General features: G+C 69.2%; 6 protein-coding genes. 4 read left to right on the forward strand and 2 right to left on the reverse strand.

From position 1 onward, the window contains the following. Positions 1–115: 115 nt before the first annotated feature. Positions 116–2,941 (forward strand): preprotein translocase subunit SecA, encoded by a 2,826-nt coding sequence (gene secA, locus ACFU6I_RS38305; RefSeq protein ID WP_384375913.1) that lies wholly within the window; start codon positions 116–118, stop codon positions 2,939–2,941. Between the two features lie 290 nt (positions 2,942–3,231). Here the strand turns inward: secA and ACFU6I_RS38310 are convergent, their stop codons facing one another. Beyond that, entirely contained in the window at positions 3,232–3,648 is a 417-nt protein-coding gene (locus ACFU6I_RS38310) for an Rv3235 family protein (protein WP_345517809.1), read from the reverse strand. Positions 3,649–3,937: 289 nt separating this feature from the next. Between ACFU6I_RS38310 and ACFU6I_RS38315 the strand changes: the two genes are divergently transcribed. Together ACFU6I_RS38315 and ACFU6I_RS38320 are read left to right on the forward strand one after the other, a co-directional pair. After that, positions 3,938–4,444: a DUF6912 family protein gene (locus ACFU6I_RS38315; protein ID WP_384041623.1), complete on the forward strand. Its 507-nt coding sequence runs from the start codon at positions 3,938–3,940 to the stop codon at positions 4,442–4,444. A gap of 52 nt (positions 4,445–4,496) precedes the next feature. After that, complete coding sequence (locus ACFU6I_RS38320) at positions 4,497–5,168, forward strand: HAD family hydrolase (RefSeq protein WP_345517811.1); 672 nt, start codon at positions 4,497–4,499, stop codon at positions 5,166–5,168. Between the two features lie 94 nt (positions 5,169–5,262). Here ACFU6I_RS38320 and ACFU6I_RS38325 read toward each other — a convergent pair whose 3' ends face one another. Next, positions 5,263–5,829: a DJ-1/PfpI family protein gene (locus ACFU6I_RS38325; RefSeq protein WP_384041629.1), complete on the reverse strand. Its 567-nt coding sequence runs from the start codon at positions 5,827–5,829 to the stop codon at positions 5,263–5,265. Between the two features lie 382 nt (positions 5,830–6,211). On the opposite strand from ACFU6I_RS38325, the gene ACFU6I_RS38330 reads away from it, so the two are divergent. Further along, entirely contained in the window at positions 6,212–11,218 is a 5,007-nt protein-coding gene (locus ACFU6I_RS38330) for an NAD-glutamate dehydrogenase (RefSeq protein WP_384375917.1), read from the forward strand. The last annotated feature ends 50 nt before the right edge of the window (positions 11,219–11,268 follow it).

Consider the following 11,268-nt stretch of genomic DNA (forward strand, 5'->3'; position numbering starts at 1 on the left):
CGCGGCGGGGTCCTCGCTTACGATGGCCGTTGCGGTGGGGCCCACCTGCCGTGCCCGTGCCAGCGTCCATAACACGACCCAGTGCCAGGCCCGACCGGCAAGGAGACCAGCCTCAGTGTCCGTCTTCAACAAGCTCATGCGTGCAGGCGAAGGCAAGATCCTGCGCAAACTGCACCGCATCGCGGACCAGGTCAGCTCCATCGAAGAGGACTTCGTCAACCTCTCCGACGCCGAGCTGCGGGCGCTCACCGACGAGTACAAGGAACGGTACGCGGACGGCGAGAGCCTGGACGACCTGCTCCCCGAGGCATTCGCGACGGTCCGTGAGGCCGCCAAGCGAGTCCTCGGACAGCGCCACTACGACGTCCAGATGATGGGTGGCGCGGCGCTGCACCTCGGCTATGTGGCCGAGATGAAGACCGGTGAGGGCAAGACCCTCGTCGGCACCCTGCCCGCGTATCTCAACGCGCTCTCCGGCAAGGGCGTGCACCTGATCACGGTCAATGACTATCTGGCCGAGCGTGACTCCGAGATGATGGGCCGGGTCCACAAGTTCCTGGGCCTGACCGTCGGCTGCATCCTCGCGAACATGACGCCGGCCCAGCGGCGTGAGCAGTACGCCTGCGACATCACGTACGGCACGAACAACGAGTTCGGCTTCGACTACCTCCGCGACAACATGGCGTGGTCCGCGGACGAGCTCGTCCAGCGCGGCCACAACTTCGCGGTGGTCGACGAAGTCGACTCGATCCTCGTCGACGAGGCCCGTACGCCGCTGATCATCTCCGGCCCGGCCGATCAGGCGACCAAGTGGTACGGCGACTTCGCCAAGCTGGTCACGCGCCTCAAGAAGGGCGAGGCCGGCAATCCGCTCAAGGGCATCGAGGAGACCGGCGACTACGAGGTCGACGAGAAGAAGCGGACCGTCGCGATCCATGAGTCCGGTGTCGCGAAGGTCGAGGACTGGCTCGGCATCGACAACCTCTACGAGTCGGTGAACACCCCGCTCGTCGGGTACCTCAACAACGCCATCAAGGCCAAGGAACTCTTCAAGAAGGACAAGGACTACGTCGTCATCGACGGCGAAGTCATGATCGTCGACGAGCACACCGGCCGTATTCTCGCCGGCCGCCGCTACAACGAGGGCATGCACCAGGCGATCGAGGCGAAGGAAGGGGTGGACATCAAGGACGAGAACCAGACCCTCGCCACGATCACCCTGCAGAACTTCTTCCGCCTCTACGGCAAGCTGTCCGGCATGACCGGTACGGCGATGACCGAGGCCGCCGAGTTCCACCAGATCTACAAGCTCGGCGTCGTGCCGATCCCGACGAACCGGCCGATGGTCCGAGCCGACCAGTCGGACCTGATCTACCGGACCGAGGTCGCGAAGTTCGCCGCGGTCGTCGACGACATCGCCGAGAAGCACGAGAAGGGCCAGCCGATCCTGGTCGGCACCACCTCGGTCGAGAAGTCCGAGTACCTCTCGCAGCAGCTCTCCAAGCGCGGTGTGCAGCACGAGGTCCTCAACGCCAAGCAGCACGACCGTGAGGCGACGATCGTCGCCCAGGCCGGCCGCAAGGGCGCGGTCACGGTCGCGACGAACATGGCCGGCCGCGGTACGGACATCAAGCTCGGCGGCAACCCCGACGACCTCGCCGAGGCGGAGCTGCGCCAGCGCGGTCTCGACCCCGTCGAGCACGTCGAGGAGTGGGCGGCCGCGCTGCCTGCCGCGCTGGAGAAGGCCGAGCAGGCCGTCAAGGCGGAGTTCGACGAGGTCAGGGAGCTCGGCGGGCTGTACGTCCTCGGTACGGAGCGGCACGAGTCGCGGCGTATCGACAACCAGCTGCGCGGTCGTTCCGGCCGCCAGGGCGACCCCGGTGAGTCCCGCTTCTACCTGTCGCTCGGCGACGACCTGATGCGGCTGTTCAAGGCGCAGATGGTCGAGCGCGTGATGTCGATGGCGAACGTGCCGGACGACGTGCCGATCGAGAACAAGATGGTGACGCGGGCGATCGCGTCGGCGCAGTCGCAGGTCGAGCAGCAGAACTTCGAGACGCGTAAGAACGTCCTGAAGTACGACGAGGTGCTCAACCGGCAGCGCGAGGTCATCTACGGCGAGCGCCGTCGTGTCCTGGAGGGCGAGGACCTGCAGGAGCAGATCCGCCACTTCATGGACGACACCATCGAGGACTACATCCGGCAGGAGACCGCGGAAGGCTTCGCCGAGGAGTGGGACCTCGACCGGCTGTGGGGCGCGTTCAAGCAGCTCTACCCGGTGAAGGTCACCGTCGAAGAGCTGGAGGACGCGGCCGGGGACCGGGCCGGGATCACCGCCGAGTTCATCGGGGAGTCCATCAAGGACGACATCCACGAGCAGTACGACGAGCGCGAGAAGCAGCTCGGCTCGGACATCATGCGAGAGCTGGAGCGGCGCGTCGTCCTGTCCGTCCTGGACCGCAAGTGGCGTGAGCACCTCTACGAGATGGACTACCTCCAGGAGGGCATCGGCCTGCGGGCCATGGCGCAGAAGGACCCGCTGGTCGAGTACCAGCGCGAGGGCTTCGACATGTTCAACGCCATGATGGAGGGCATCAAGGAGGAGTCCGTCGGCTACCTGTTCAACCTGGAGGTCCAGGTCGAGCAGCAGGTCGAGGAGGTTCCGGTGCAGGATGCGGCCGAGCGGACCTCGCTGGCCAAGGAGGACGTCACGGTTCCGGCCGCGGCGCGTCCGGAGATCCGCGCCAAGGGGCTCGACGCTCCGCAGCGGCCGGACCGGCTCCACTTCTCCGCTCCCACGGTGGACGGGGAGGGCGGTGTCGTCGAGGGCGACTTCGCCAATGGCGACGGTGGGGCGGTGTCGGAGTCGGACGGGCTCACCCGCGCCGAGCGGCGCAAGGCGCAGAAGAGCGCGGGCGGGGGGCGGCGCCGCAAGAAGTAGGTGCGGCTGCGCCTGCGCCCCGTGGGCGTGGGACTGATTGGTACGGCGGCTGGGGCCGGGCACCGAGGGGTGTCCGGCCCCAGCCGTGTGCGGGGGCGGGAGATGGGGTTCCGGGGTCGTCCGGCGGCTCCGTCCTCGGCGCCGGACGGGCTCGAAGGGGTTACCGGTGCAAGCCTGCCGAGGGGCCGGGGGCTTTTTCTCGAACGTCGGAAGGGCCGCAAGAGACGGACGGGCTCAGGGATTGCCGCTGGGTGCGCTGTGCCGCGGGCGGTGGGTGTCGGAGTCTCGCCTCAGCTGCTGGACTTGGTGCCGCCCAGCTCCACCGCCGCGCAGCGCCAGCGGAGGTCAGGTCCCTGTTCCAGGCGGAAGGCCATGGCGCGTACCTCTTCGCCCGCCGCGATGCTCGCGCACGCTTCCACCACTCCCGGTGCGGGCTGGGCGCCGTGGCAGCGGCGTACCACCGGGCGGGCGCCGCGGGCCCTGAGCGGGGTGGCCGGGGCCAGTTCGGCAAGCTGGTCGTAGGCCTCGCCGATCGTGTGGCCGAGCATCCAGTGGACCGGTCGCTGGCCGCTGAGAACCGCGAGGAGGCGTTCCGCGAACCAGTGGTGCGGGCGCATTCGCTGCGCTGTCCGGCGACGCTGCGCCGGTACGGCCTCGGGCCTGCGCTGGTCGTGACGTCCGGCGGGCCGGGTCCTGTTCACGCTCATCGTTCTTCGCCCCCGTTGATTCGAGGCCCGGTCGTTTACCGGGCGGTAACTTCTGCTGGGGATCTTCTACGGCGGTGACGTACGCGGCCGCAAGCACCGTTGGGCCGCCGGGCGCGGACCCGGAGATTCACCTATCCGGGTGATGAGCGCGGTGCCGCAAGGTGTGTGGGGGAGGCGCGAGGGGTGAATAGTGCGCGTGAGGTGGACGGGCCGGAGGCCGTGCCCGTAACCCCGATGGGGGACGTCGCACGTATCCTGAGGGCGTCTCCGACTACGAAAGCGGCCAGCCATGCGCGTGTACGTCCCCCTGACCCTCTCCGGTCTCGCAGCGGCGCACCGGGCGGGCGAGGTCGGCCCCGGCCCGCTGACCGCGTACGCGGTGACTCCCGCGCTGCGCGAGTGGTACGTCTCCGACGACATCGAGGAACTGGAGTACGCGGCGCTCAACCGGGCCGCGTCCGCCTCGCTGCGGATGATCGCCGGGGACCCGGATGCCGTACGCAGGCGCGTGGTCGTCGCCGTCGACGTTCCGGACGGGGAAGCCGTCGCCGACCCCGACCACAGCCTCGATCCGTCGTCGCTCGGTGAGGTGCGGATCGCCTCCGCGGTGGCGCTGAGGAAGGCGGCCGCAGTGCACGTCGACGCGGACGACGCGGAGAAGGACGTTGCGGCCGCCGCCGCGGTGCTCGGCGCGGCGGACCTCGGGGACGACGACGCGCAGTTCACCGTGGACGGCGCGGAGGACCACGAGCTGCTCTGGTTCGGGGTGCAGGAGATTCCCAACCTGATCAGCTGACCGGTACCTGATCGGCTGACCCGTTGTCGTACCCGGCAGGTACTTTCTATGCATGGCGACGCACGGGAAGCACCGCACGCATCTGGTCTGGGACTGGAACGGCACACTGCTCGACGACAATGACGCGGTCGTCGGCGCGACGAATGCCGCGTTCGCCGAGGTGGGCCTTGAGCCGCTCACGCTGGAGCAGTACCGGGAGATGTACTGCATTCCGATCCCCCGCTTCTACGAGCGGCTGATGGGCCGGCTGCCCACCGAGGCCGAGTGGGAGCGAATGGACGGGATCTTCCACCGGTACTACACGGAGCAGCGGGTCGCCTGCGGGCTGACCGCCGGGGCCGCGGAGCTGCTGGCGCAGTGGCAGCTCGCCGGACGCAGCCAGTCGCTCCTGAGCATGTATGTCCACGAGCAGCTGGTGCCGGTGGTCCGGGGGTACGGGATCGAGCGGCACTTCACGCGGGTCGACGGCCGCACCGGGCCGTCCGGCGGCAGCAAGGCGCAGCACATGGAGCGGCACCTTGCCGCTCTGGACGGGATATCGCCCGAGCACACGGTGGTCATCGGCGACGCGGTGGACGACGCGCTGGCCGCGGCGCATGTCGGTGCGGGGGCGGTGCTCTACACCGGGGGGTCGCACAGCCGGGCCAGCCTGGAGGCGGCCGGCGTGCCGGTGGTGGACAGTCTGGGCGAGGCTGTGGAGCTCGCCGAGCAGATGACCCGCTGAGGGGTGTCCGAAGGGGTCCGGCGGGGTCCGGCGGGAGGCTGAGGGGGTTCTTCGGCGACGTTTCGGCCCGGCGGGGCCTCGGCCCGCCCGGGCTTCAGTTCGCCGGGGCCTTCGTGCGCAGGACCTTCAGGAACTCGCGCATCCAGGCCGAGTGGTCCGGCCAGGCGCGGGACGAGATCAGGGTGCCGTCCACCACCGCTTCATGGTCCTCGAAGGTGGCACCCGCCGCCTGCATGTCGAGTTCCAGTGCGGGGTAGGCCGTGACGCGGCGGCCGCTCAGTTCGCCGATCGCCGCCGTCAGCAGAGGGCCGTGGCAGATCTGGGCGACCGGCCTGTCCGAGTCGAAGAAGGCCTTGAGGATCTTGCGGAGCTCGGGGTCGTTGCGCAGGTACTCGGGGGCGCGCCCGCCGGGGACGACCAGGGCGACGTAGTCTCCGGGGGCGACCTCGGAGAACGCCAGGTCGGCCGGCCAGGTGTAGCCGGGCTTCTCGGTGTACGTGTCGAAGCCGGGCTCGAAGTCGTGGACGACGAAGCGGAGCGTCTTGCGGGCGGGGGCCGCGATGTGGACGTCGTACCCCTCCTCCCGCAGCCGCTGGTACGGGTACAGGACTTCCAGGGACTCGGCGGCGTCGCCGGTGACGATCAGGACTTTCGGTGCCATGATGCGGGCTCCCCTCGCGCGGACATCTTCGTCAAGCGTGCATCTGCCCGTTGCGCGCTGTCCAGAGTGTCAAAGTTCGGGGCCTTCTTTTGTACACATACGGCTCATGACGGTTCCGGGTACGGGCGAGATAGCCTGGACCCCGTGATCAGCGCGATACGCCTCGGGGGCAGCGAAGCCCCCGGCCTGCGCCCGGAGTGCCACCGTGCCCGGGCGATCACTGATCCCCTCGTCCCGGACCCGCTGCCAAAAATGGCCAATATGGTCCCGGGCATCTCTCGTAGCGGCATAGCGTCGAGTCAGACCGGAAACCCCGTGTCGTGGCGGTACGTCGCTTTTTTCACCTACGTCACGCAACGGCGCGCGACAGGAGCCAGAGGACATGCAGACCAAGCTGGACGAAGCCAAGGCCGAGCTGCTCGCACGGGCGGCCCGGGTAGCTGACAACGTTCCGGGCGGTGGTGTCGGCGGCCCGGGCGGTACCCCCCGGGTGCACGTTGTGGGCACCGGGGCCGGGCAGGACGAGCGTCCGAGCACGGACGTGCTGCTCTCGTACCTCCAGCGCTACTACCTGCACACCGCTCCGGAGGACCTCGCCGGCCGCGACCCGGTCGATGTCTTCGGTGCTGCTTCCTCCCACTACCGGCTCGCGGAGAACCGCCCGCAGGGCACCGCGAACGTCCGGGTGCACACCCCGACCGTCGAGGAGAACGGCTGGACGTCCAGCCACTCCGTCGTCGAGGTCGTCACCGACGACATGCCGTTCCTGGTCGACTCCGTCACCAATGAGCTGTCCCGGCAGGGGCGCGGCATCCATGTCGTGATCCACCCGCAGGTCGTCGTCCGCCGCGATGTCACCGGCAAGCTCATCGAGGTCCTCGCCGAGGGCAACGGCCTCTCCGCCGGCGAGCAGGGCCGCAAGGGTGCCAACGGGACCACGCACACGCTGCCGCACGACGCGCTCGTCGAGTCCTGGATCCACGTCGAGATCGACCGCGAGACCGACCGCTCCGACCTGAAGCAGATCTCCCTGGATCTGCTCCGCGTGCTGTCCGACGTACGGGAGACCGTCGAGGACTGGGAGAAGATGCGCGACGCCGCGCTGCGCATCGCCGACGACCTGCCCGGCGAGCCGCTCGACGAGCTTGCCGACGAAGAGGTCAACGAGGCCCGGGAGCTGCTGCGCTGGCTCGCCGCCGACCACTTCACCTTCCTCGGCTACCGCGAGTACGAGCTGAAGGACAGCGACGCGCTGGCCGCCGTCCCCGGCACCGGCCTCGGTATCCTCCGCTCCGACCCGCACCACAGCGAGGACGAGGCGCACCCGGTCAGCCCGTCCTTCGACCGGCTGCCCGCCGACGCCCGCGCCAAGGCCCGCGAGCACAAGCTGCTGATCCTCACCAAGGCGAACAGCCGGTCCACCGTGCACCGCCCCAGCTACCTCGACTACGTCGGCGTGAAGAAGTTCGACACCGACGGCAACGTCATCGGTGAGCGCCGCTTCCTCGGACTGTTCTCGTCCGCCGCCTACACCGAGTCCGTGCGCCGGGTGCCCGTCATCCGCCGCAAGGTCGCCGAGGTGCTGGAGGGCGCGGGCTTCTCGCCCAACAGCCACGACGGACGCGATCTGCTGCAGATCCTGGAGACGTACCCGCGCGACGAGCTCTTCCAGACGCCCGTCGACCAGCTGCGTTCCATCGTCACGTCCGTGCTGTACCTCCAGGAGCGGCGACGGCTGCGCCTCTACCTCCGCCAGGACGAGTACGGGCGCTACTACTCCGCGATCGTCTACCTGCCGCGCGACCGCTACACCACCGGTGTGCGGCTCCGGCTGATCGACATCCTGAAGGAGGAGCTCGCCGGCACCAGCGTCGACTTCACCGCCTGGAACACCGAGTCGATCCTCTCCCGGCTGCACTTCGTCGTCCGAGTCGCACCCGGCACCGAGCTGCCCGACCTGACCGACGCCGAGGCCGACCGCATCGAGGCGCGTCTCGTCGAGGCCGCCCGTTCCTGGGCCGACGGCTTCCAGGAGGCGCTGAACGCCGAGTGCGGTGAGGAGCGCGCCGCCGAGCTGCTGCGCCACTACGGTCACTCGTTCCCCGAGGGCTACAAGGCCGACCACACGCCGCGCGCAGCCGTCGCCGACCTGGTCCACCTCGAAGCGCTGAAGAAGGACGAGAAGGACTTCGCGCTCAGCCTGTACGAGCCGGTCGGCGCCGGCCCCGGTGAGCGTCGCTTCAAGATCTACCGTACGGGTGAGCAGGTCTCCCTCTCCGCCGTTCTCCCGGCGCTCCAGCGGCTCGGGGTCGAGGTCGTCGACGAGCGGCCGTACGAGCTGCGCTGCGCGGACCGTACGCATGCCTGGATCTACGACTTCGGGCTGCGGATGCCGCAGGTCAACGGCAGCGGCACCTACCTCGCCGACGACGCCCGCGACCGATTCCAGGACGCGTTCGCCGCGGTGTGGACCGGGCAGGCCGAGAACGACGGCTTCAACTCCCTGGTGCTCGGTGCCGGTCTGAGCTGGCGGCAGGCGATGGTGCTGCGTGCCTACGCGAAGTACCTGCGGCAGGCCGGTTCGACCTTCAGCCAGGACTACATGGAGGACACCCTCCGTAACAACGTCCACACCACCCGGCTGCTGATCTCCCTCTTCGAGGCCCGGATGTCGCCCGGTCGGCAGAGCGCCGGCACGGAGCTGATCGACGGTCTCCTCGAAGAGCTCGACGGGGCGCTCGACCAGGTCGCCTCGCTCGACGAGGACCGGATCCTGCGGTCCTTCCTCACCGTCATCAAGGCGACCCTGCGCACGAACTTCTTCCAGACGACGGACGGCGGCAAGCCGCACGCGTACGTCTCGATGAAGTTCGACCCGCAGGCCATCCCGGACCTTCCGGCGCCCCGCCCGGCGTTCGAGATCTGGGTGTACTCGCCGCGCGTCGAGGGTGTGCACCTGCGCTTCGGCAAGGTCGCCCGCGGTGGTCTGCGCTGGTCGGACCGGCGGGAGGACTTCCGTACGGAGATCCTCGGCCTGGTCAAGGCGCAGATGGTGAAGAACACCGTCATTGTGCCGGTCGGCGCCAAGGGCGGCTTCGTCGCCAAGCAGCTGCCGGACCCGGCCGTCGACCGTGACGCCTGGATGGCCGAGGGCATCGCCTCGTACCGGACATTCATCTCGGCGCTGCTCGACATCACCGACAACCTGGTGGCCGGCGAGGTCGTGCCGCCCGTCGACGTCGTGCGCCACGACGAGGACGACACGTACCTCGTCGTCGCCGCCGACAAGGGCACCGCGAGCTTCTCCGACATCGCCAACGAGGTCGCCGTCGGGTACGGCTTCTGGCTCGGCGACGCGTTCGCCTCCGGCGGTTCCGCCGGTTACGACCACAAGGGCATGGGCATCACCGCCCGCGGCGCCTGGGAGTCCGTGAAGCGGCACTTCCGCGAGCTCGGTCACGACACCCAGACCGAGGACTTCACGGTCGTCGGCGTCGGCGACATGTCCGGTGACGTGTTCGGCAACGGCATGCTGCTCTCCGAGCACATCCGGCTCGTCGCCGCGTTCGACCACCGGCACATCTTCCTCGACCCGACCCCGGACGCCGCCGCCTCGTACGCCGAGCGGCGCCGCCTCTTCGACCTGCCGCGCAGCTCCTGGGCCGACTACAACAAGGACCTGCTCTCCGCGGGCGGCGGCATCCACCCCCGTACCGCGAAGTCGATCCCGGTCAACGCGCACGTCCGCGAGGCGCTCGGCATCGAGTCGGGGGTCACCAAGATGACGCCCGCCGACCTGATGCAGACCATCCTCAAGGCGCCCGTCGACCTGGTGTGGAACGGCGGCATCGGTACGTACATCAAGTCGTCGGCCGAGTCGAACGCGGATGTCGGCGACAAGGCCAACGACGCGATCCGCGTCAACGGCCAGGACCTGCGGGCCAAGGTCGTCGGCGAGGGCGGCAACCTCGGCGCGACCCAGCTCGGCCGGATCGAGTTCGCCCGGGGCGGCGGCCGGATCAACACCGACGCGATCGACAACAGCGCCGGTGTGGACACCTCCGACCACGAGGTGAACATCAAGATCCTGCTCAACGGACTGGTCCGGGACGGCGACATGACCGTCAAGCAGCGCAACAAGCTGCTCGCGGACATGACCGACGAGATCGGCCGCCTGGTGCTGCGCAACAACTACGCGCAGAACACCGCGCTCGCGAATTCCGCCACCCAGTCCGCCTCCCTGCTCCACGCCCAGCAGCGCTTCATGCGCCGCCTGGGCCGCGACGGACACCTGGACCGCGCGCTGGAGTTCCTGCCCGCGGACCGGCAGATCCGGGAGCTGCTGAACAGCGGCAAGGGGCTCACTCAGCCCGAGCTCGCCGTGCTGCTGGCCTACACGAAGATCACCACGTCCGACGAGCTGATCCGGACCAGCCTGCCGGACGACCCGTACCTGCAGAAGCTGCTGTACGCCTACTTCCCGGATCAGCTGCGCGCACAGTTCCCCGAGGCGGTCGACGGACACGCGCTGCGTCGCGAGATCATCACCACGGTGCTGGTCAACGACACGGTGAACACCGGTGGTTCGACCTTCCTGCACCGGCTGCGGGAAGAGACCGGCGCATCGATCGAGGAGATCGTGCGGGCGCAGGCCGCAGCCCGCGAGATCTTCGGCCTGGGCCAGGTGTGGGACGCCGTCGAGGCGCTCGACAACAAGGTCGCCGCCGATGTGCAGACCCGGATCCGGCTGCACTCGCGCCGGCTCGTCGAGCGCGGCTCGCGCTGGCTGCTCGGCAACCGGCCGCAGCCGCTGGAGATCGCCGGGACGATCGGCTTCTTCAAGGACGGTGTCGACCAGGTCTGGGCCGAGCTGCCCAAGATGCTGAAGGGCGCCGACGAGGAGTGGTACCAGTCGATCCTGGAAGAGCTCACCGAGGCGGGCGTCCCGGACGAGCTGGCGCAGCGCGTCGCCGGGTTCTCCTCCGCCTTCCCGGCGCTCGACATCGTGGCGATCGCCGAGCGCGTCGGCAAGGACCCGCTCGCCGTCGCCGAGGTCTACTACGACCTCGCGGACCGGCTGGGCATCACCCAGCTGATGGACCGGATCATCGAGCTGCCGCGGAGCGACCGCTGGCAGTCCATGGCCCGCGCCTCCATCCGTGAGGACCTGTACGCCGCGCATGCCGCGCTCACCGCGGATGTGCTGGGCGTGGGCAACGGGACGTCGACGCCGTCGGAGCGGTTCGAGGCGTGGGAGGAGAAGAACGCGGCGATCCTGACGCGTTCGCGCTCCACACTGGAGGAGATCCGGGGGTCGGACGCGTTCGACCTGGCGAACCTGTCGGTGGCCATGCGGACGATGCGGACGCTGCTGCGTACGCACGGCTGATCGGGCGGCGACTGTACGGAAGGGGGGCGCCCCGGGCTTCGGCCCGGGGC

The organism is Streptomyces sp. NPDC057486, from assembly GCF_042802415.1.
Lineage (GTDB): Bacteria > Actinomycetota > Actinomycetes > Streptomycetales > Streptomycetaceae > Streptomyces > Streptomyces yanii.

What these genes read in the sequence shown, in the direction of transcription:
- ACFU6I_RS38320 (WP_345517811.1), top strand. Translation starts at nt 4,497, where the DNA reads ATGGCGACGCACGGGAAGCACCGCACGCATCTGGTCTGGGACTGGAAC.
- ACFU6I_RS38330 (WP_384375917.1), top strand. Translation starts at nt 6,212, where the DNA reads ATGCAGACCAAGCTGGACGAAGCCAAGGCCGAGCTGCTCGCACGGGCG.
- ACFU6I_RS38315 (WP_384041623.1), top strand. Translation starts at nt 3,938, where the DNA reads ATGCGCGTGTACGTCCCCCTGACCCTCTCCGGTCTCGCAGCGGCGCAC.
- ACFU6I_RS38325 (WP_384041629.1), bottom strand. Translation starts at nt 5,829, where the DNA reads ATGGCACCGAAAGTCCTGATCGTCACCGGCGACGCCGCCGAGTCCCTG.
- ACFU6I_RS38310 (WP_345517809.1), bottom strand. Translation starts at nt 3,648, where the DNA reads ATGAGCGTGAACAGGACCCGGCCCGCCGGACGTCACGACCAGCGCAGG.